Genomic DNA, 24,924 nt, shown 5'->3' with positions numbered 1-24,924 from the left:
TATTTGATTAACGTTCAAAAGTAGATGAACAGACGTAAATCTTATCTACGCCGTTTTAAAAGTTGCCATCTGTTGATTCAGCTCAGTAACTTGCTCTTTTACTTGCAATGATGTCTCTGATGCGCGTTGGCTGTTATTCGAAACCTCATCCACTGATTGAGTAATACCGGACATCAATCCAGTGATCGAATTGGTCGCATGAGATTGCTGCTCTGCCGCTGCCGCAAGCTCTGCCATTTGTTCATTCAAGGAACCTATTTGCTCAGTAGTAACAAGCAGACGAGTTACCGCTTTTTCAATGTGCTCAGCGCCCTGCTCCGCAAGTGATTGACTGTGTTCAATCTCCTCAACCACCGAATTGGTCGAGCGTTGAATCGCATTAATGATGCCGTTGATTTCTGTCGTCGATTGAGTGGTGCGCGTCGCTAACATGCGTACTTCGTCCGCCACAACCGCAAAGCCTCGCCCTTGGTCACCCGCACGCGCTGCTTCTATCGCGGCATTCAATGCCAGTAAGTTAGTTTGTTCTGCTAAGCCTTCAATCACCTCTGTAACTCGACCAATGGCTTCGCTCTCTTTGCTTAACTGCGTCACTTGCGTACTCGCGGTTTCAATGCTGCCGTGCAAGCTTTCCATGGTGACTTTGTTTTGCTCTAAAGCATCACGACCTTGTTCAATCTCGCCTTTTGAATCAGAAAGCTTCTGCACCGATTGATTGGCTTGATCTAGGGTGTTACGCGCGGCTAAAGCGATTTCATCCAATTGGCTTCCCATTTCAACAATGCTGGTCTGTTGCTGTTCAACATTCGATGAAGTGACTTGCGCCGATTCCAATAAAGCCCCCATGCTGGTATCCACTTGGTGCGCTTTCTCACTCACCCCAGCCACGATGCTCGCTAACGATTGGTTCATGCGGTTAATCGAATCGGTAAGGTCTGCCAATTCATCTTTCCCAACAACGGTGAGCGGAGGCTGAGAAACGTCTCCTGAAGCGATCGTCTTTGCACGCTCCGATAAGTTTTTCACTCGGCGACCAATGGTGTTGCCCATGTATTTTGAAATCGCTACTGCGGCAAACAAAACTAATGCTGCTGCAATCAACATAGTGGTCAGTACGTTCTTGATCGACTGATTAATACCCTGTCCACTTTGATCAGCACGACTTTGCTGAGCCAATACGATCGTTTCTAAACTTTGGTCTAGTGCATCCGCTGCTGGCAACAGTTCATTCGCCATTAACAAGTTTGATTCGTTCCATTCTGGCGATTGACGCAATGCAACCACCTGCTCTGCTAAAGGAAAGTACAGTTGCTGCATTTCTTTAAACAGTGACCACAGTGATTGGTCGTTATCGGTCAGTCTGTCGAGTTTGCTGTCGATTTCCGCCACGGACTGATTGTGGTACTTAATCAAGTCGTGGTATTTGTCTAGGTGATCTTGCTGCCCGTACAACAGGAAATCTCGCAAGGCGGACAGAGCATTGGCGAGGGAGGTGTAACTGTCGGCATAGACTTTAAACAGACGTTTTCTGTCTCCACCAAATGGGTTTCCCGACTCTTCATTGATTAAGCTTTGAAGCTGATCAAGTGCAACTTCTGCAATGGGTGCCGCTTCGTTAATAAAGAGGTTATGCGCGGGTAAGTTCTCATCACTGTGGCTAAGTTCAATCAACTTGTTTAGAGAAACTTTTACCGCATCCCACTGGGTTTGAATCGCTTGAAAATCCTGTTCAGAGATCAAAGCCTGCAAAGTCGGAAGCGACTCGTCTGTAGATGCCATTATATTGCGTACGTCCTCACTCAGACGTGCACTCGCCTCTTCATCGCCACCTAGCAACATGTAGGCTCGAATAGAAGACAGCGACGCTTGAACGGACTGTTGGATACCGCGACTGGTGTCGACGGTCGGTAAATCGGATTTAAGTAACGAAGAGGCGTATTGCTCTACGGTGGTGACGTTGCGATACGTGAATACCGCTGATGCCATAAAAAGTACGGCTAGCAGCACAAAACTGAGCTGCAACTTCCCTGATATCGTAAGGTTCATCCATAAACTCCTGACAACGATGAGCCTTAAATATAACGATGTTTACAAAAATGTTAAACACAGGTATCAAAAGTTACTAAGAAAACCATGTAAACGACTATTTCAAGCCAAGAAATGGGACTTATTCGAAGTATGGTATGCGCTCACTACGTAAAATCAGATAATTAACGTAAGTGGTTTCTAAACAGTCTTGCTCCCACAACGAGAGAATCCGCTTGGTGGCAAAGTAGTAATCTTTATTACGCAGTAGCACGCCCACCGTACGGCTTAGCTGCTCAAAGCGCTGTTGCTCATTAGCAGAGATGTCATTGTCTTCATTCTGAATGATGGGCGCCAATCCATCGGCAAACCAATTGTTCAGAATTTCACGCATCTCAAGTTCTGACTCCGGCACATCCATACACGACAACTCACGATGCAGTGGCGGCGGTACTATGTACTTTGACGCTTTTGGTGAACTGACATAACGGTACATGTCGCTCCTCCTTGTAAATGACTCTTATACCCAAGTGACTTCAAGATGCAGGATTCAGAGCGTTGTCATTGATTCGGGGTCAAGGAAAACAACGCAGCGTAATAGTCAGCTCTTTCCAAGTTGTTTGACACAGAAGCCGAGTCAATGACACGCTCCCGAAGGGCGAGCTGTCTTGGTTTGTATACTTTGTTGTCGATTCTTGATTTAGACCCACTAGACCTTTAAATCGCCGCCGCGTCTACAAACCAAGCCATTCTCGCTGAACCTAACATCTCGAGGTTACTTGGGTATAAACTAGCTAAGAATACTTTTTTCAATTTCCAAGTTTTTTTCTAGAGCTCATAGAAAGAAGACCAACAAAAAAGCCATGCAAGTAGAACCTGCATGGCTTTGGTCCGGGCAGCAATGACACTGCCCTCGTCTAGGACTGGTTACATTGAGCTTTGATCGAAATCGTTGCCTTGGTCAGTACCCGTTTGAGTATCCGAGTCGAAGCTGCCAGAGTCATCCGTGAAGTCAACACCTTGATCTTGACCTCCCGCACTTGTCCAGTCGCTGCCGCCAGATTCCATACCCGCCATGTCTGGTTGCTGATCTTGAGCAGAACCTTGCATGGTGTATTGGTCATCGACTTCAACTTCAACTGTGCCACTCGCACCTTCTACTGCGCTGCCCAATTCGTCGTAACCTTGGAATTGGATTTCGCTCGTACCTTCGTAACCTTCTGGTAGGTCAACCGATACTGGTTGGTTCAGGTTGCCACTTAATGTGAAGCTGCCATCGCCGTTATCCAGTGCGTTGCTTACTGATGCACCATCAGGTAGACCGGACATTTCTGCATAATCCACCGATTCGTTACCACTGACCTCATCTGGAACCGAGATAGAAATGGTATCCCCTGGTGCTGCAGTCACATCAGCTGCGCTCTCCTCTTCACTGTCTGCACCGTTTGCTGCTTGCTCTTCAGGCTGTTGCGCTTCGCCGACTTGCTGCTCTGATGATGCTTGAGCAGTTTGGATCTGTGGCTCGTCGTTTTGCGCTGAATCGTCTGCAACTTGGATGCTCAGATTCTGAGTCGATACTTCACCATTGTCGTTGACCTGAACATCCATAGCCAAATTGCCATCGAAGTCATCGTTCGGCCAGTATGTCCACTCTTCATCACCTGATTTCGCGAAGAAACCAGCATCGTTTGCATCGGCGACATCCAACACTTCTGCAGAAGGGCTAATGCCAAGCTCATCAATCAACTGTGCTTCCGTTAGTGTTAGTGAACCATCATCAGCCAGTGCGTAGCCTTCGCTGGTAGTGGTTTCACCTTCACCTTGGATGTCGACATTAAAGAAGCTCTCAATGCGGTTTTCACCGTCAGTTGCAATGAAGCCAACTTGAACATCTCCGGTGTAGCCTTCTGCTGGTGTGAATTGGTAGTTACCTTGGTTATCAGTCTCTATCACACCTTGACCTTCCATTAGGCTCACTGACTCAATGCTCAAGCTGTCGCCTTCTGCATCGCTCAATGCCGATAGCATGTCGTCATTGGTGAACGACAGGGTGCCATCCGCTGCCATTTCTGTGGTAGAAATGCTGTCGATTTCTGGAGAAGCATTCTCTTGTGGTGCGTCTTCTTTCACGACCACGCCTGTTTGCTCATCATGAAGCACACCGTCTTTATCAATCACATAAGCGATATCCGCTTCACCCGTAAAGCCCGGTGCTGGATTGAATGTCCATGTGCCATCACCGTTATCGACAATCTCACCTTGGCTGCGATCAGCTAGGTGAACGAATTTCACTTCATCACCCGCATCAGCGTCCACGTTTTCTGCCAATCCGATTAGGTCATCAGCGGTTAGAATAACTGGCTCACCCGCTAGGGTTTCGAAGTCACCTGAATCGATGCCATCTTCGAACTCTTCTGGCTCGTCACCATAATCCACCGTTGTTGCGGTCACGGTTACGAAGAACTCGCCATTAAAGTCAGCCGGAGGCGTCATTTGCAGGTCTGAAATATCCCACTCGTTCAAGTCGATGTATTGACCCGGCTCCGTAATGGTAATGGTATTCACACCATCCGTAACTTCGAAGCCAACAGGGAAACCAGTCATCACTAGGTTACTTAGCGTTTCTGAATCGTCGATTAGACCGACATTCAAGCCTAGGTGACCCGTTTCGTCCTCACCGAAGACTAACGGACCATCATGGTCGGTTGTGATGACCGCGCCATCCGCAACAGGGCGAACAAACACTGGTACATCAAGTACCGTTTCAAACTCACCGTCACTTACCACAACTTGCAAGTCAGAAACACCTGCAAAATCGCCAGTCGGTGTGAATGTCCAAGTACCGTCACCGTTGTCTGTTACCTCACCACCATCTTCACCTTCTGCGGTGATAATGCGTGATACGACTAGGTTTTCAGTGTCGATATCGCCGAACAAGTTCATCAGGTCGCCAGCGTCGAAGGTGAATGCGCCATCCTCGTCAGTTGCCATAAAGGCATTACCCACATTGAATGGAGCATCGTTGACTGGAATGACATCCACATTCAACGAGCCTTCAACCACTTCTTCACCATCCGTCGCGGTGTAGCCCAGTTCCACCAAACCATTGAAGTCTTGAGTGGTTACCAAGTGGTACATACCATCTGGCTGCTGAGTTAATGTCGCGTTTGCAGGCGCACGAACCGTGATGCTTTCTACGCTGATTTCGTCACCATCAAGATCCGTAACTTGATCAGCGATGTAAGCTGGGTCAATCACCATGACCACATCTTCTTCGCCTTGCATCTGGATGGTTGGCGCTTCTGGTGCATCGTTAACCGCTTCGATGTTTAGATTGCCTTCAACCGGCGTCACTAAATCACCATCGCTGACACCAAACGACATTGGCACATCACCATTGAAGTTCTCAGCCGGAGTGAATGACCAAGTGCCATCACCGTTGTCTAGCAAGTCACCGTATTGCTCATCAATCACTAGGTCGACAGCAGACAGTTCGTCGTAGGTGTTGTCGATGTCTGTCGCGTTAGCAAGCAACATGTCCTGCGTGATAAGAATGGTGGTATCTTCGGTGCCAGCAATATTCACTGGCGTTGATTGCGGCGCATCGTTAATTGGGTTCACCGTTAGGTCAACGCCCACTTCCACGCTCGCACCATCGTTATCAATCAAGTCGAAGCTTAGGTCGATATCGCCATTGAAGTTCGCATCAGGCGTAATCGTAAAGCTACCATCTTGGTTCTCAACAACGGTTGCATTGGCTACCGCGGTTAAGTTCACTGCTTCTAGATTATCGCTGTCGACGTCACCCGCTTGAGCCAGTAACTGCTCTTGACTCAATGTGATTGAACCGTCTTCATCGACACTGTAAGCCAAGTCGCCAGATACCGGAGCATCGTTGACTGGCAATACATCGATGTTCGCGTTGGTTGTCGCAGTTGCACCGTCTTCATCAGCCACTACTACGTCTAGGCTTACGCCACCATTGAAGTTTTCATTTGGCGCGAAGCTATAAGTACCATCGTCATTCGCCGTTAGAATACCGTCGCTACCACTGTAAGAGACGCTTTCTAGGCTCACGTCACCTTCCACATCGCTTGATTGCGCTAGCAGTTGCTCTTCCGTGAAGATAATGACTTCATCTTCATTGACAGAGTAACTTGTCGCACCTGCGATTGGTGGATCGTTCACCTCAAGAACGGTAATACCCGCAGTGGTTGAGTCTGTCGCACCCTCTTCATCGACAACCACAACGTCTAGGCTAACCTCGCCATTGAAGTTCTCATTTGGAGAGAAGGTGTACGTACCATCGCCATTGTCTTGGAAGACGCCATCGTTGCCACTGTAAGTCACACTACTGATGTCTACGTCGCCTTCAATATCCGACGAATTAGCCAGTAGTTGCTCGTTGCTGATGGTGATCGAGTTGTCTTCATGTACGGTGTAAGACGTGCTGCCCGCAACCGGAGGATCGTTCTCTGGCGTCACACTCACATCAATGTTGGCAGAGGTCGTATCCGTACCGTCTGACACATCGAACGTAAAGTTCACATCGCCATTGAAGTTCTCGTTCGGCGCGAAGCTGTACGTGCCATCGCCATTGTCGGTTAGGACACCGTCCGTGCCAGTGTAAGTCACACCTTCAACGGTTAGGTTGTCACCTTCTACATCCGTCGCGCCTGTTAACAAGTCTGCGTCTGTGAAGGTAAGAAGACCGTCCTCACCCACGGTGAACGCTTGATCTTGTGGCTCTGGCGCGTCATTGACTGGTGTTACTGATAAGTCGAGACCAGCCGCAACCACTTCTTCGCCATCTGTGACATCGTAACTAAACTCAATGTCACCGTAGAAGTTCTCGCTCGGAGTGATGGTAAAGCTGCCATCCTCGTTCATTTCAACCGTTGCATTTTCATCATTGGTGCTCAGGTTGATTGCACTTAAGTCATCGCCATCGATATCAACAGCGTGCTCCAGTAACTGCTCTTGAGTTAGCGTAATGCTGTTGTCTTCGGCAGTGACTGCAGTGATGTCACCCGTTACTTCTGGTGCATCATTGGTTGGCGAGATATGAATTGTCACATCTTGCGTCGCTGTCGCCGTTGTACCGGTATCCACATCCGTAGAGGTTGCATTCACGGTTAGCGTCACATCGCCATTGAAGTCCGCAGAAGGAATAAACTCTAGCCCTTCTAGCTCGCCTGGTTGTAGTGACCAAGTGCCGTCGCCATTATCAACACCCGCTGATAGTGCGCTGCCCTCTGGCACATCTTCAATCAAGATTGAGAGGTTTTCTGAGCCATCGGTATCGGTCAATGCTGCATCGATATCAAGCGGCACTGGCGTATCTTCGGTACCAATGATTTGGTAATCCGCGTCCGCTACCGTGATTTCGATGTTGTCGATACCAAACGATTCATCCCAAACGTCTTGATTCAAGGTTGAACCGAAGCCGAGTTGCAATTCACCATCCTCGACAGGAACCGTCAGGTTGATTTGGTGAGCTTGGTCATTCCAACCACTGAAGCCTTCACGTTGAGAGGCTCCGTGGATCACTTCACCCACTTCGTTACCGTCAGAATCGTAAAGCGTTGTCGTACCATCTTGAGTACGGAACGCTGAGTTCTCCAAGGTGGTTAGCTGTTCGCCGCCCACAAAGATTTGGAACGACTCGCCATCCCAAGAATCGATTTCGTAGAAGCTAAACGAGATATTCACTTCGTTGACATCGCTTGGGATCTCGTAGGTTTTGCTGACCGCTTCATCACCGCCTGTGCCACCAATACGACCCAGCATGTCGCCCGTTTCGAAGCCTTGTGAACTTTCAGTATTCGCGTTCCAACCGTTCGAGCCAGACTCGAAGTTATCAGACGCAATCACCAAGTCCGAAGCAATCGAAAGCTCTGGCATATCAACCACAGATTGAACATCAATGTTCGCTTCAGCAGGAACCGTTGCAGTGCCATCGTTGACATCAAACGTTACGTTCACGTTGCCATCGAAGTTTTCATTCGGTGCGAAGGTGTACGTGCCGTCACCGTTATCAACCAAAGTACCGCTGTCAGAAGCAACGTTTTCTACGGTTAGGTTATCACCATCGATATCACCTGCATTTTGCAGCAGTTGCTCTTCGGTAAAGGTGAAGCTGGTGTCTTCTTGCGTGACGAACTGTGGCTGACCAACCGTTGGCAAGTCATTCACTGGGTTCACAGTCAGATCGGCAGTCGCTTGAATGGTTGCATCACCGTCCGTAATGTCGAAGCTCAGATCAATGTCGCCATTGAAGTTCGCATCCGGCGTGATAGTGAAGCTACCATCATCGTTCGCAACAACGGTCGCATTACCGTCAACAGTCAGGTTGGATGCGGTTAGGTCATCGCCATCTACGTCGCCGGCTTGCGCAAGAAGTTGCTCTTGGCTTAGCGTGATAGAACCATCTTCATCCACGCTGTAGGCCAAATCACCTGATACCGGAGCATCATTGATTGGCAATACATCGATGTTTGCATTGGTTGACGCAGTTGCACCATCTTCATCAGTCACAACAACATCAAGACTGACGTCACCGTTGAAGTTTTCGTTTGGTGCGAAACTGAATGTGCCATCGCCGTTATCGGTAAAGATACCGTCGGAGCCACTGTAGCTGACGCTATCAATCGCGACGTCACCTTCAACGTCAGAAGCATTCGCCAACAGCTGCTCAGAGCTAATGGTGATGACTTCATCTTCGTTCACTGAGTAGCTAGTTGCACCGGCAATTGGCGGATCATTCACCTCAAGAACAGTAATGCCAGCGGTGGTTGAATCCGTCGCACCGTCTTCATCTACCACGACAACATCTAGGCTGACTTCACCATTGAAGTTCTCGTTTGGCGAGAAGGTGTAAGTACCATCACCATTGTCTTGGAACACGCCATCTGCGCCACTGTAGCTCACGCTATCAACCGAAACATCGCCTTCAATATCTGACGAATTCGCTAGTAATTGCTCATCGCTGATGGTGATCGAGTTGTCTTCATGTACGGTGTAAGACGTGCTGCCCGCCACAGGTGGATCGTTCTCCGGCGTCACACTCACATCAATGTTGGCAGAGGTCGTATCCGTACCGTCTGACACATCGAAAGTGAAGTTCACATCACCATTGAAGTTCTCGTTTGGAGCAAAGCTGTAGGTCCCATCACCGTTATCGGTTAGGACACCATCTGCACCAGTGTAGCTCACACCTTCTACCGAAAGATTATCGCCATCGATATCCGTTGCACCATCAAGCAGATCTTCATCAGTGAACAGCAAGACGCCATCTTCACCAATGGTGAACGCTTGATCTTCCGGCTGCGGCAAGTCATTAACTGGGTTAACCGTTAGGTCAGCCGTTGCAACGATAGTATCGCTGCCATCGTTGATATCGAACGTGAAATCAATGTCGCCATTGAAGTTCGCGTCAGGCGTAATGGTAAAGCTGCCATCGTCATTAGCCGTAACCGTCGCATCACCGTCAACCACTAGGTTAGATGCAGTTAGTGCATCACCTTCTACATCCGTTGCTTGTGCCAACAATTGTTCTTGGCTTAGCGTGATTGAGTTGTCTTCGTCGACACTGTAAGCCAAGTCACCCGATACTGGAGCATCATTGATTGGCAGAACATCAATGTTTGCCGTCGTCGAAGCGGTCGCACCATCTTCGTCCACGACTACAACATCAAGATTCACTTCACCATTGAAGTTTTGGTTTGGTGCAAAGCTGAACGTACCATCACCATTGTCGGTAAAGATACCTTCGCTGCCACTGTAGCTCACGCTATCTAGTGCTACCTCACCTTCAATATCGGAAGAGTTTGCCAACAACTGTTCTGCACTGATGGTGATGACTTCATCTTCATCAATGGTGTAACTGGTTGTGCCTGCGATTGGTGGATCGTTCACTTCAAGAACGGTAATACCCGCTGTTGTTGTATCAACCGCGCCGTCCTCGTCAACCACGACAACATCAAGGCTAACATCGCCTGTAAAGTTTTCGTTTGGTGAGAAGGTGTAAGTACCATCGCCATTAATTTCTAGCACACCGTCGTTACCGCTGTAGCTCACGCTGCTGATCGCAACATCACCCTCGATATCAGACGAATTAGCCAGTAGTTGCTCGTCACTGATGGTGATCGAGTTGTCTTCATGTACTGTGTAAGACGTGCTGCCCGCCACCGGAGGATCGTTCTCTGGCGTCACACTCACATCAATGTTGGCAGAGGTCGTATCCGTACCGTCTGACACATCGAAAGTGAAGTTCACATCGCCATTGAAGTTCTCATTCGGCGCGAAGCTGTAAGTGCCGTCACCATTGTCGGTGAGAACACCGTCTGAACCTGTGTAAGTCACGCCTTCAACTGTTAGGTTGTCACCTTCTACATCCGTCGCGCCTGTTAACAAGTCAGCATCGGTGAAGGTAAGAAGACCGTCCTCACCCACAGTGAACGCTTGATCTTGTGGCTCTGGTGCGTCATTGACTGGCGTTACCGTTAAGTCGAGACCAGCCGCAACCACTTCTGCCCCGTCAGTCACATCGTAGGTGAACTCGATGTCACCGTAGAAGTTCTCGCTCGGTGTAATGGTGAAGCTGCCATCCTCGTTCATTTCAACCGTCGCATTTTCATCATTGGTGCTCAGGTTGATTGCACTTAGGTCGTCACCATCAATATCAACGGCATGCTCCAGTAACTGCTCTTGAGTTAGCGTAATGCTGTTGTCTTCGGCGGTAACGGCACTGATATCACCCGTTACTTCTGGTGCATCATTGGTTGGCGAGATATGAATCGTCACATCTTGCGTCGCTGTCGCCGTTGTACCTGTATCCACATTGGTAGAAGTTGCGTTCATGGTTAGCGTCACATCGCCATTGAAGTCCGCAGAAGGGATAAACTCTAATCCTTCTAGCTCGCCTGGTTGTAGTGACCAAGTGCCGTCGCCATTATCAACACCCGCTGATAGTGCGCTGCCCTCTGGCACATCTTCAATCAAGATTGAGAGGTTTTCTGAACCATCGGTATCGGTTAACGCTGCATCGATATCAAGCGGCACTGGTGTATCTTCGGTACCAATGATTTGGTAATCCGCGTCCGCTACCGTGATTTCGATGTTGTCGATGCCGAATGACTCGTCAGGAATACTTTGGTTTAGCGTAGAACCAAAGCCTAACTGAAGCTGACCATCTTCCACCGGAACGGTTAAGTTCACTTGGTGTGCTTGGTCGTTCCAACCACTGAAGCCTTCACGTTGAGAGGCTCCGTGGATCACTTCACCCACTTCATTACCATCTGAGTCGTAAAGCGTTGTCGTACCATCTTGAGTACGGAACGCGGAGTTCTCCAAGGTGGTTAGCTGTTCGCCACCTACAAAGATTTGGAACGACTCGCCATCCCAAGAATCGATTTCGTAGAAGCTAAACGAGATATTCACTTCGTTGACATCGCTTGGGATCTCGTAGGTTTTGCTGACCGCTTCATCACCGCCAGTGCCACCAATACGACCCAACATGTCGCCCGTTTCGAAGCCTTGTGAACTTTCGGTGTTTGCGTTCCAACCGTTCGAGCCAGACTCGAAGTTATCAGAGGCAATCACCAAGTCTGAAGCAATCGACAGCTCTGGCATATCAACCACAGATTGAACATCAATGTTCGCTTCAGCAGGAACCGTTGCAGTGCCATCGTTGACGTCAAACGTCACGTTCACGTTGCCATCGAAGTTTTCGTTTGGCGCGAAGGTGTACGTGCCGTCACCGTTATCGACTAACGTACCACTGTCAGAAGCAACGTTTTCAACCGTTAGGTTATCACCATCGATATCACCTGCATTTTGCAGCAATTGCTCTTCGGTGAAGGTGAAGCTTGTGTCTTCTTGCGTAACAAACTGTGGCTGACCAACCGTTGGCAAGTCATTCACTGGGTTCACAGTCAGATCGGCAGTGGCTTGAATGGTGGCATCGCCGTCCGTAATGTTGAAGCTCAGATCAATGTCGCCATTGAAGTCCGCATCTGGTGTGATAGTGAAGCTGCCGTCATCGTTCGCAACAACGGTCGCATTGCCGTCAACAGTGAGGTTCGCTGCGGTTAGGTCATCGCCATCTACGTCGCCTGCTTGCGCAAGAAGCTGCTCTTGGCTGAGAGTGATAGAACCATCTTCATCCACGCTGTAAGCCAAATCACCTGATACTGGAGCATCGTTGACTGGCAATACATCAATGTTTGCATTGGTTGCTACCGTTGCACCATCTTCATCGGTCACGACAACATCTAGGCTGACATCACCGTTGAAGTTTTCGTTTGGTGCGAAGCTGAATGTACCGTCGCCGTTGTCAGTAAAGATACCGTCGGAGCCGCTGTAGCTGACACTATCAATCGCGACGTCACCTTCAACATCAGATGCGTTCGCCAATAGCTGCTCAGAGCTAATGGTGATCACTTCGTCTTCGTTGACTGAGTAGCTAGTTGCACCGGCAATTGGTGGATCGTTCACCTCAAGAACGGTAATACCCGCAGTGGTTGAATCCGTTGCACCGTCTTCATCGACAACCACAACGTCAAGGCTCACTTCACCATTGAAGTTCTCGTTTGGCGAGAAGGTGTAAGTACCATCACCATTGTCTTGGAACACGCCATCTGCGCCACTGTAGCTCACGCTGTCGATTGCTACTTCGCCTTCTACGTCAGATGAGTTAGCCAATAGTTGTTCGTTACTGATGGTGATCGAATTATCTTCATGCACCGTGTAAGACGTGCTGCCTGCAACCGGAGGATCGTTCTCTAGCGTCACGCTTACATCGATATTCGCCGTCACGGTATCCGTGCCATCAGAAACATCGAAGGTAAAGTTCACGTCGCCATTGAAGTTTTCGTTTGGCGCGAAGCTGTAAGTGCCATCACCATTGTCGGTTAGGACACCGTCTGCACCTGTGTAAGTGACACCTTCAACCGATAGATTATCGCCATCGATATCCGTTGCACCATCAAGCAGATCTTCATCAGTGAACAGCAAGACGCCATCTTCACCAATGGTAAACGCTTGATCTTCTGGCTGTGGTAAGTCGTTAACTGGATTAACCGTTAGGTCCGCCGTTGCAACAATAGTGTCGCTGCCATCGTTGATATCGAACGTGATATCAATGTCACCATTGAAGTTCGCATCAGGCGTAATGGTAAAGCTGCCATCATCGTTTGCCGTAACCGTTGCATCACCGTCAACCACTAGGTTAGATGCGGTTAGCGCGTCGCCTTCTACATCCGATGCTTGAGCAAGAAGCTGCTCTTGGCTAAGCGTAATTGAATTGTCTTCATCGACACTGTAAGCCAAGTTGCCCGATACTGGCGCATCGTTGATTGGCAATACATCGATGTTTGCATTAGTTGACGCAGTTGCACCGTCTTCATCAACAACCACAACATCTAGGCTCACATCGCCATCGAAGTTTGCGTTTGGTGCGAAGCTGAATGTGCCGTCACCGTTATCAGTAAAGATACCGTCAGAGCCGCTGTAGCTTACGCTATCAATCGCAACTTCACCTTCAACGTCAGAAGCGTTCGCCAATAACTGCTCAGAGCTAATGGTGATGACTTCGTCTTCGTTCACTGAGTAGCTGGTCGCGCCTGCAATTGGTGGATCGTTCACCTCAAGTACTGTAATACCTGCGGTAGTCGAATCCGTCGCACCATCTTCATCGACCACGACAACATCTAGGCTCACTTCGCCATTGAAGTTCTCGTTTGGCGAGAAGGTGTACGTACCGTCACCATTGTCTTGGAACACACCATCTGTGCCGCTGTAGCTAACGCTATCAACCGCGACATCTCCTTCGACGTCAGATGAATTCGCCAGTAACTGCTCGTCACTAATGGTGATCGAGTTGTCTTCATGCACTGTGTAAGACGTGCTGCCTGCCACCGGTGGATCGTTCTCTGGAGTGACTGTCACATCGATATTCGCGGTCACGGTATCCGTGCCATCAGAAACATCGAAGGTAAAGTTCACATCCCCATTGAAGTTCTCATTCGGTGCAAAGCTATACGTACCATCGCCATTGTCAGTTAGGACACCATCTGCGCCTGTGTAAGTGACGCCCTCTACCGATAGGTCATCGCCATCAATGTCCGTTGCACCATCAAGCAGGTCTTGGTCAGTGAAGGTCAACACACCATCTTCACCAATGGTGAACGCTTGATCTTCTGGCTGCGGCAAATCATTAATTGGGTTAACGGTTAGGTCCGCTGTTGCAACAATAGTGTCGCTGCCGTCGTTGATATCGAACGTGATATCAATGTCGCCATTAAAGTTCGCATCTGGCGTGATAGTGAAGCTACCATCGTCGTTTGCCGTAACCCTTGCATCACCGTCAACCATTAGATTAGATGCGGTTAGCGCGTCGCCTTCTACATCCGATGCTTGAGCAAGAAGCTGCTCTTGACTCAACGTGATTGAGTTGTCTTCGTCGACGCTGTACGCCAAGTTACCCGAAACTGGTGCATCATTGATTGGTAAGACATCGACTGTGATGTAAGTATCGACCTCTGCGCCGTCTTCATCACGAATGGTCACATCCAACTGCACTTGACCATTGAAGTTTTCATTCGGAGCAAAGCTACAAGTACCATCGCCGTTTACTGAGAAGATACCATCTGGACCGTCGTAGCTGATGCCTACTAGCTCAACATCCCCTTCAACATCCGAAGCATTCAGTAGCACTTGAGATTCACTAAAGGTTAGAACTTGGTCTTCATCGATAGTGTATGCGGTAGGACCTGCGATTGGTGGGTCATTTACCTCAATCACAGTAATGCCAGCAGTGGTAGAATCCGTTGCACCTTCTTCATCAACAACGACAACATCTAGGCTCACCTCGCCGCTGAAATTTTCGTTTGGTGAGAAGGTGTACGTACCATCACCGTTGATTTCCAGCACGCCATCGTTACCGCTGTAGCTCACGCTATCAATCGCCACTTCGCCTTCTATATCAGACGAGTTAGCCAACAGCTGTTCGTTACTAATGGTAATCGAATTGTCTTCATGAACGGTGTAAGCCGTGCTGCCTGCAACCGGTGGATCGTTCTCCGGCGTCACGCTTACGTCGATATTCGCCGTCACGGTATCCGTGCCATCGGAAACATCGAAAGTGAAGTTCACGTCGCCATTAAAGTTCTCGTTTGGTGCGAAGCTATATGTGCCATCACCATTGTCAGTAAGAACACCGTCCGCGCCTGTGTAAGTGACGCCCTCAACAGATAAGTCATCCCCTTCAATATCGGTAGCGCCTGTTAGGAGATCCGCATCAGTAAAGGTCAGCACACCATCTTCACCAATGGTGAACGCTTGATCTTGTGGTTCAGGCGCATCGTTAACTGGTGACACCAATAACTCAAGGTTGGTTGAGACAACATCATCGCCGTCAGACACATCGAACGTAAAGGTGATGTCACCATTAAAGTCCGCATCTGGCGTTAAGGTGTAAGTACCGTCACCATTGTCTGTGATGGTGATGTTTTCATCATCCGTTGCCAAGTTCAGTGCTGTCAGTTGGTCTCCATCCAAGTCACGCGCATTAGCGAGCAAATCTTCTTGCGTGATTAGGATTGAACCATCTTCTTCAACCACAGCAGAAACAGGCAATGCTTCAGGCGTATGTTCAATGTGAGCACCCGTTGCATTGACGTAGATGGTTTGAGAAACGGTTTCAGAATCATTATTTGATAGCTCTGTCGCCGTTGCCGTTACATTGATTTCTAGCTGTTGGTTAAAGTCTTCTGGCAATTGAATCTGTAGCTCTTGTTCAATTGCTGTGGTTGGAAGCGTTACAGAACCATCTGGACCGACTGTTACTTCACCGCTGTAGATCTGGCTGTTCACTTCACCTACATCAATGGTGAAGTTGAAGTCACTATAATCGGCATCGCCGCCACCGTAGAGATCTTCAAAGCCGTAAACCAGTTCACCGTCTTCGTTCACAGTAGTTCGGGTATGTTCAATACCATCTTGGTTGAGCTCTGAGCTTGAACCACCATGAAAGACTGCATCACCGAATTGGCTTTGAATCACGGTTTCAGAACCATCAGCGCCAACAAACACGAGTTGTGGGTCAACTGTATCCATGTTCGCAGGAGAGCCATCTGCTGCACGGAACTCGTACTGACCATCTTGCATGGATGCAAAGTCATTGAAGTTATGACCGTTAGGAATCAAGAATAGGTTGAAGCTTTCCCCTTCCGAGATTTGGAAGCTGAACTGATCTTGTCCCGGAACGAGGTCACCGCCGCCGCCAACTTGAGAGGCGTTTTCGTACACCACTTCAACGCCCGTGATGTTGCCATCTTCATCGACTTTGTAGTAACCCGCTGTGTTTTGGTAACCCGCGGTTTCACCTTCAAACGTAACCGTGATTTCAGTATCGTTGAAACTGGTGATACCGTTGTCTTGATCGTTAAGTACCCCTTCGTTGTCGTAACTGATCACCGAACCTTCTGGAACACCATCAACGGTCACAGTCAACGTTTCTGACAAGTCTTGGTCAACCAATGCTGCAGCGATGTTCACTTCAACAATACCGCCTGGCTCGACCAAGATTGCTTGATCATCCACGTTTCGACCATCGCCATCAGTGATGACTAGGTCTGGCGCATCTGCCACGGCTTCGATATGGACATTAATGTCTTGCTCAACTTCATCAGTACCGTCAGAAACCGTAAAGCTGAACTGCAAGTCACCACTGAAGTGCTCTTCTGGTACGAAGCTAAATGTACCGTCACCGTTGTCCGTTACAGTACCTTCATCATCCGAGTAGTTAATGCTGGTAACGGTGAGGTCATCACCATCAATATCAATCGCGCCACTTAGAAGATCTTCTTGCGTGAACAGGATGCTGCCATCCTCTTCAATGTGGTAGATGCCAGGTGCAACAATTGGAATGTCATTGACTGGGTTCACCGTCAATGTCATTTCATTGGCAACACTCAATTCGCCGTCGCTCACTTCATAAGTAAACTCGATGTCTCCGTTGAAGTGCTGTGAAGGCGTAACGGTAAAGGTGCCGTCTCCGTTGTCCACGATAGAGGCATTCGGATCATTGGTTTCTAGTGCCGTTGCGTATAGTTCATCACCATCTTGATCGCTGGCGTTTTCAAGCAGCATTTCTTGTGTCACGAGGATAGAGCCATCCTCGTCCACGTCTGCCACGATTGGGGCTGCTTCTGGTGCGTCGTTGACGAACTCAACTTTCAAGTCGATGTTTGCCGCCACCACATCGGTGCCATCGCTCACATCAAACGTGAGGTCAACATTACCAAAGAAGCCCTGCTCTGGCGTTAACGTGTAAGTGCCATCGCCATTGTCTGTCACTTGAACCGTGTCGCTTAAACTCGTCACGTTAACAACAGACAGATCATCGCCTTCGATGTCCGTCGCTTGAGCCAGCAGCTCTGCTTCAGTAATCGTGATAGCCTCGCCATCTTCTGTAGTGAAGGACAAATCAGGTACATCTGGCAGGTCGTTCACTGGATTAACGGTGAGGTTTAGATCCGCGGCGACGGTTTCGATCGCGTCAGTTACGTCATAAGTAAATTCGATTTCACCAAAGAAGTTTTCGCTCGGTGTAATCGTAAAGCTACCATCAGCGTTCTCAACGATGGTTGCATTAGGATCGTTGGTCGACAGGTTCACCGCTTCAAGGTTGTCACCATCCACGTCCGTCGCGTTCGCTAACAAGTCTTCTTGAGTAATGGTAATTGAGCCATCTTCATCAACGACCGCATCAACAGGACCGCTGACCTCTGGACCTTCGTTGACGATCTCAACATCGATCTTCGCTGTGCTTGGTGCACTTGCTTGACCGTCGCTGATGTCGAAGGTCAGGTTCACTTCACCGTAGAAGTTCGAAGTTGGTTCGAAGGTAAAGGTGTTGTCGCCGTTGTCTGTCAACGTACCTTGTGACTGGTCGACAAGCAGTAGATTCTCGATATGCAGAATGTCGCCATCCACATCAGTCGCACCTGATAACAGGTCTTTTGCTTCGATGATGATGGTGCCGTTTTCTAGCATTTGAGTATGTAGCGGTGCACCAGGAACTGGCACATCGTTGACCGGAATAACGGTCAGATCTAGATGGGTATCGACTTCATCGGTGCCATCGAAGACTTTGTAGTCGATGTCGACTTCACCATTGAAGTTTTCATTCGGCATAAAGGTGTAAGTGCCGTCGCCATTGTCGACAAGCTCACCATTGTCACCGCTGTAAGAGATATCAGAGATAGACAGCACATCGCCTTCCACATCACTTGCATTCGCAAGCAGATCGTCCGCGCTAAACGTAATGCCCACATCCTCATCAGTCGACAACACAATCGGACCAGAAACGATTGGCGCATCGTTTACTGCTTCGAAGTTGATGTTGATGATGTTGTCGTCAGTGAGTTCACCATCCGTAACTTGGTAGCCAAGCTCAATCTCACCGTAGAAGTTCTCATCTGGTGTGACTGTCCACGTACCATCGCCGTTGTCGGTTAACGTAGCGTGCTCCGCGTTATCCCCCACCAGCTCTAGGTTTTGAATATCAAGAACGTCACTATCGATATCACTCGCTTGTGCGAGAAGCTGCTCTTCTGTGATTACCACAGAGGCAAACTGCGTAGAACCTTCGGTATCGATGGTCACATTTGGCAGATCAGCCGTCAGTTCGATTTCACTGTCACCTTCTCGGATATTCAGTTCTACCGTTTCCGTGATTTCCGTGCCGTCCACGCCAATAGATGTGAACACCGCTTCATCATGACAAGTTTGCGAAACCGTCATGTTTTGAACCACGTATGTACCGTTACCTTGAATCGTACCTAGCTCAAAGTAAGATACCGGCTCGTTCACCGTTAGGGTGTAATCCGTCTCATAGCTACCACGATCTTCTTTGTGGTAAGTCATCGAGTCGATCAAGTCACCATCAGAGTTGAATGCGCGAATTTCGACTTCGGTAAAGTGGCGAGACTCTTCCATAAACCAACCGCCTAGACCATCTAGGTGGAAGCTGATTTCGTTGATGTCTTGACCTTCAACGGTCACAGTTAGTTTTTCATCACCACTCAAGCCTTGGCGGTCAGTATCGCCAATACCGTGACCGATGTGTGTTTTACCATTCCACGCACCGAGTGGGTCATCATTACTTTGAACAGTAACTTTCAAATCGCCATCAACAAACTCACGTGTGTAAGGGTCAACAGCTGTACCCCAATCATCGAGGCTAGCGTTGTCATCAAAGGTACCGATTTGGGTGGTATGCGTACCGTTCGCCAACGCATCATCATTTGGAATGAAGCGCACTTCCGTATCTGCAGGAACCTCCTGCCCGACTTCTAGCTGTACCCATTCGTCATTTAGATTCGCTTCGATGATGCCGTTTTCAGGGGCTTGGTCGAGACGTAACGCAGGCTCTTCACGCAGAGAAACACCCACGGTTTGGTCTTCTTCCGCTTGAATAAAGATCTCGTCGCCCGCTTCTGGCGCATCGTTGACCGGATTAACGGTCAGATCCAACGTGGTCAGAACATCATTTTCGCCATCGCTGATGTTGTAAGTGAAGTCCAACTCACCATTGAAGTTTTCCGTATGCGTAATAGTGAATGAACCATCATCGTTGGCTACGATCGTCGCATCTGGGTCATTGGTTTGTAGATTGCTGGCAACAAGGTCATCACCTTCAATGTCAGTCGCATTCGCAAGCAACTGTTCTTGCGTGATGGTGATGGCGTTATCTTCATCCACTTCAGCTTGAATGCCTGATGTTTCAGGTGCGTCGTTCACCGCGATAACATCAATGCCTGCGGTTGTCGTATCTGTTGCACCATCTTGGTCGATAACCGTAACGTCGAGCGAAATGTTACCGTCAAAGTTCTCATTTGGCGTAAAGGTATATGTGCCGTCGCCATTGTCCACGAAGCTACCGTCGTTACCAGAGTAGCTAACATTCGCCAAGGCTACGTCGCCTTCCACATCAGAAGAGTTGGCTAACAACTGCTCGTCACTAATGGTGATTTGACCATCTTCTTGAACCGTGTAAGACGTAGAACCTGCCACCGGAGGATCGTTCACTGGAGTCACGCTGACATCAATGAATGCTGGTGTTGAACCTGTACCGTCAGACACATCGAATGTGAACTGAACATCACCGTTGAAGTTCTCATTCGGCGCGAAGCTGTAGGTGCCATCGCCATTGTCGGTAAGCACACCATCTGCACCTGTGTAGAGAACGTTTTCGATAGACAGATCATCGCCATCAATATCCGATGCGCCTTCCAATAGGTCTGCATCCGTGAACAGCAAGGTGCCATCTTCTTCTACCGTGAACTGTTGATCTTGCGCTTGTGGCAAGTCATTCACAGGATTAACCGTAATGTCCAGACCAACTTGTACCGAGCCACCATCGTTATCAATGATATCGAAGGTCAGATCTAGGTCGCCGTTGTAGTTTTCATCCGGTGTGATGGTGTAACTGCCATCATCGTTGTATTGAATCGTTGCGTTGTCATCTGTCGATAGATTGATGGCTTCAAGGTTCTCGCTATCAATATCGCCCGCTTTGGCAAGCAGCTGCTCTTGGCTTAGCGTGATTGAGCTGTCTTCGTTGATGGTGTAAGCCAAATCACCCGATACTGGTGGATCGTTGATTGGCAATACATCGACATTGATGTGCGTATCAACGGTTGCCCCATTCTCATCTTGAATGGTCACATCCAACTGAACTTGACCATTGAAGTTCTCGTTTGGTGCAAAGCTACAAGTACCATCGCCATTGACGGTAAAGATACCATCCGAGCCTTCATAGCTGATGCCAACAAGCTCTACATCGCCCTCGATATCAGATGCGTTAGCAAGAATTTGTGACTCACTGAATGTCAGTACTGAATCTTCGTCAATCGTGTAAGACGTTGGACCGGCAACTGGAGGGTCATTCACTTCAATGACGGTAATGCCTGCAGTCGTTTCGTCAATCGCACCTTGCTCATCCGCCACAATCACATCAAGGCTGATATCACCGCTGAAGTTCTCATTCGGCATGAAGGTGTAAGTGCCGTCACCGTTGTCTTGGAATACGCCATCGGTGCCTGAATAAGTCACGCTATCGATAGACACTGCGCCTTCCACATCCGAAGAGTTAGCCAGAAGCTGCTCGTCGGAAATGGTAATCGCGTTGTCTTCATCAACCGTGTAAGACGTAGAACCCGCAACCGGAGGATCGTTCACTGGAGTGACGCTCACGTCCACATTTGCTGGTACGGTTTCAGTACCGTCAGAAACACCAAAACTAAAGCTGACGTCTCCGTTGAAGTTTTCATTTGGTGCAAAGGTGTAAGTACCATCACCGTGGTCAGTCAGCACACCATCGCTGCCTGTGTAGCTAATGCCATCAACCGTTAAGTTATCGCCATCGATATCGGTCGCGCCAGCAAGCAAGTCTGCATCGGTAAACTGAAGCGTGCCATCTTCTTCAACACTGAACTGCTGGTCTTGAGGAACAGGAAGATCGTTAACTGGATTAACCGTTAGATCCGCCGTTGCTTTGATAGTGTCTGTGCCATCTGTAATGTTGAATTGGATATCAATGTCACCATTAAAGTCCGCATCTGGCGTAATCGTGAAGCTGCCATCGTCGTTCGCTGTGACGGTTGCGTTTCCATCTACAGTCAAATCGCTAGCAGTCAGACCATCTCCCTCAATATCAGACGCTTGAGAAAGAAGCTGTTCTTGGCTGAGTGTAATCGCACCGTCTTCATCAACACTGTAAGCCAAATCACCCGATACTGGCGCATCATTGATTGGCAATACATTCACATTAATGACGGTATCAACTTCTGCTCCATCTTCATCTCGAATGGTCACATCAAGTTGAACTTGCCCGTTAAAGTTCTCGTTTGGCGCGAAGCTGCACGTGCCATCATCGTTAACGGTGAAAATGCCATCCGGACCATCGTAACTAATGCCAACAAGCTCTACATCGCCTTCCACATCAGAGGCATTCAGCAGCACTTGCGATTCACTGAAGGTCAGAACTGAATCTTCATCAATGGTGTAAGAAGTTGGTCCTGCGACTGGTGGATCGTTCACTTCCAGCACCGTAATGCCAGCAGTGGTGGCATCCGTTGCTCCTTCTTCATCAGCGACGACAACATCAAGCGTCACTTCACCATTAAAGTTTTCATTTGGAGAGAAGGTGTACGTGCCGTCACCATTGATTTGCAACACACCATCGCTACCAGAGTAGCTCACGCTATCAATCGAGACATCCCCTTCTAAATCCGAAGAATTTGCCAACAGCTGCGCGTCAGAAATGGTAATAGAGTTATCTTCGTGAACCGTGTAAGACGTTGAACCAGCCACCGGAGGATCATTCACCGGCGTAACGCTCACATCCACATTCGCTGAAACTGTATCTGTGCCATCAGATACGTCGAAGCTGAAGTTTACATCACCGTTGAAGTTCTCATTTGGCGCAAAGCTATACGTGCCATCGCCATTGTCAGTTAGAACGCCGTCGGTTCCTTCGTAGCTGATTCCCGTTACAGAAAGGTCATCGCCTTCAATGTCGGTCGCACCTGCAAGCAGATCCGCATCGGTAAATTGTAGCGTGCCGTCCTCTTCCACACTGAATTGTTGGTCTTGAGGAACAGGCAGATCGTTGATTGGATTAACGGTTAGGTCAGCGGTTGCTTGAACGGTATTCGTGCCATCTGAAATATCAAAGCTAATGTCGATATCACCGTTGAAATCTGCGTCCGGCGTGATGGTGAAGCTACCATCGTCATTTTGAGTCACCGTCGCGTTGCCATCTACCGAAAGGTTAGAAGCCGTCAGTGCATCGCCTTCCACGTCAGAAGCTTGCGACAACAACTGTTCTTGGCTCAAACGAATCGAGCCATCTTCATCCACTGAGTAAGCAAGATTGCCAGATACTGGCGCATCATCAACTGGCGTAACGTTAACATCAATGTTGGCAGAAACCGTATCTGTGCCATCGGACACATCAAAGCTAAAGTTCACATCGCCATTGAAGTTTTCATTTGGCGCAAAAGTGTAGGTCCCATTACCGTTGTCGGTCAGGATGCCGTCACCACCGTCGTAGCTTACGCCCTCAACCGTTAGGTTATCGCCTTCAATATCCGTTGCACCACTGAGCAGGTCTGCGTCCGTAAAGATCAGCGTGCCATCTTCTTCCACGCTGAACTGTTGGTCTTGAGGAACAGGCAGATCGTTGATTGGATTAACGGTTAGGTCAGCGGTTGCTTGAACGGTATTCGTGCCATCTGAGATATCAAAGCTGATGTCGATATCACCATTAAAATCTGCGTCCGGCGTGATGGTGAAGCTACCATCGTCATTTTGAGTTACCGTCGCGTTGCCATCTACCGAAAGATTAGATGCCGTCAGTGCATCGCCTTCCACATCGGAAGCTTGCGACAACAACTGCTCTTGGCTCAAACGAATCGAGCCATCTTCATCCACCGAGTATGCAAGATTGCCAGATACTGGTGCATCGTCGACTGGCGTAACGCTTACATCAATGTTGGCAGAAACCGTATCCGTGCCGTCGGACACATCAAAGCTAAAGTTCACATCGCCATTGAAGTTTTCATTTGGCGCAAAAGTGTAAGTCCCATTACCGTTGTCGGTCAGGATGCCGTCGCCACCGTCGTAGCTTACGCCCTCAACTGTTAGGTTATCGCCTTCAATATCCGTTGCACCAGCAAGCAGGTCAGCATCGGTGAAGATCAGCGTGCCGTCTTCTTCCACCTCAAAGGTTTTATCTTCCGGCACTGGTGCGTCATTGATTGGACGAACAGTTAAATCAATCGTACTAGAAATGGTTTCTTGACCATCACTGATATCAAACGTTAAGTCGAGTTCACCATTAAAATCAGCTTCAGGTGTGACGGTATAAGTGCCATCACCATTATCCACAACGGATGCATTAGCACCCACTTGCACGTTAAATGCGGCAAGATCATCGCCATCAACATCACTCGCGTACCCGAGAAGTTGTTCTTGAGTGAAGGTAATAGTGCCATCTTCATCCATGATGTATGCCAGATCTTGCCCTACTTCTGGCGCGTCATTTTCACCTTCGACTTTAATTTGGAACGTCTCGCTCGTAGTTTCGGAGTCGAAATCGTCTTCTACTTGCGTCGTGGTTTCTTCGCTAGTGTCTTGTACATCCACCGCGAAGCTCTCTTCAGTGGTTTCTGAATCTAGCTCGTCACCACCTTGAGAACCTTCAGAGTCTGAAGAAGCACTTGGCGCAGATGAAGTTTGTACCGCTTGTCCTTGCGCTTCATTGCCTTCTGCGTCCAAACCACCTTCAGAGCCAGAGGCATCACCACCACCGACCGCTTGGGCACCCGCCCCAGAATCCGAACCACCGCTGCCCAGAGCCTCGTCACCTGATTCTCCGCTAGAAGCTACACTATCAACAACATTGGATTGTGCAGCGTCAGAGTCGCTGCTACTTTCAGTATCCTCTTCTTGAACTGCGCCACCCGAGCTCACTGCTTCTTCTTCCGTACCCGCGCCACTAGGATTTTCTTCCATCGCACGATTGGCTTCATCAACAGCATCTGCACTTTCAGCACCGGTCGCTACAGTCGAAGAGACGGTCGACTGCTGTTTTTCTTCTTTTGTCCCCGTATCCTTCGTTTCTGTTTGCTCTACCGCATCGTTAAGCTTTTCATTGTCTTTTTCTTGATTAGTGTCGCCTGCCATTACAGCCTCCGTTGCCATTAGCTAACTGATCGTGTTTAGAGGCAGTAAAGGACACCATTCTGGAAAACCAACTTTTTTATCCAACTTTTTTCATACTCATGTTGTTTAACCAAAAAGAGGTAAAAAAAATTTGAAAACGCA

3 protein-coding genes are annotated in these 24,924 nt (G+C 48.8%); all 3 read right to left on the bottom strand.

The genetic code is table 11. From position 1 onward, the window contains the following. Positions 1–45 precede the first annotated feature (45 nt). The 3 genes from R8O11_RS11730 to R8O11_RS11720 all read right to left on the bottom strand — a co-directional run bounded on the left by R8O11_RS11730 (position 46) and on the right by R8O11_RS11720 (position 24,783). Positions 46–2,046: a methyl-accepting chemotaxis protein gene (locus R8O11_RS11730; RefSeq protein ID WP_222716919.1), complete on the bottom strand. Its 2,001-nt coding sequence runs from the start codon at positions 2,044–2,046 to the stop codon at positions 46–48. A 121-nt stretch (positions 2,047–2,167) separates the two neighbouring features. Then, a complete protein-coding gene (locus tag R8O11_RS11725; protein ID WP_222716920.1) occupies positions 2,168–2,521 on the bottom strand; it encodes a hypothetical protein in 354 nt (117 codons plus the stop codon). Positions 2,522–2,952: 431 nt separating this feature from the next. Beyond that, positions 2,953–24,783 (bottom strand): tandem-95 repeat protein, encoded by a 21,831-nt coding sequence (locus R8O11_RS11720; protein ID WP_318194170.1) that lies wholly within the window; start codon positions 24,781–24,783, stop codon positions 2,953–2,955. Between the last annotated feature and the right edge of the window lie 141 nt (positions 24,784–24,924).

It is taken from the genome of Vibrio sp. 1288 (assembly GCF_033344475.1).
This window is presented reverse-complemented; position numbering and strand designations above follow the sequence as displayed.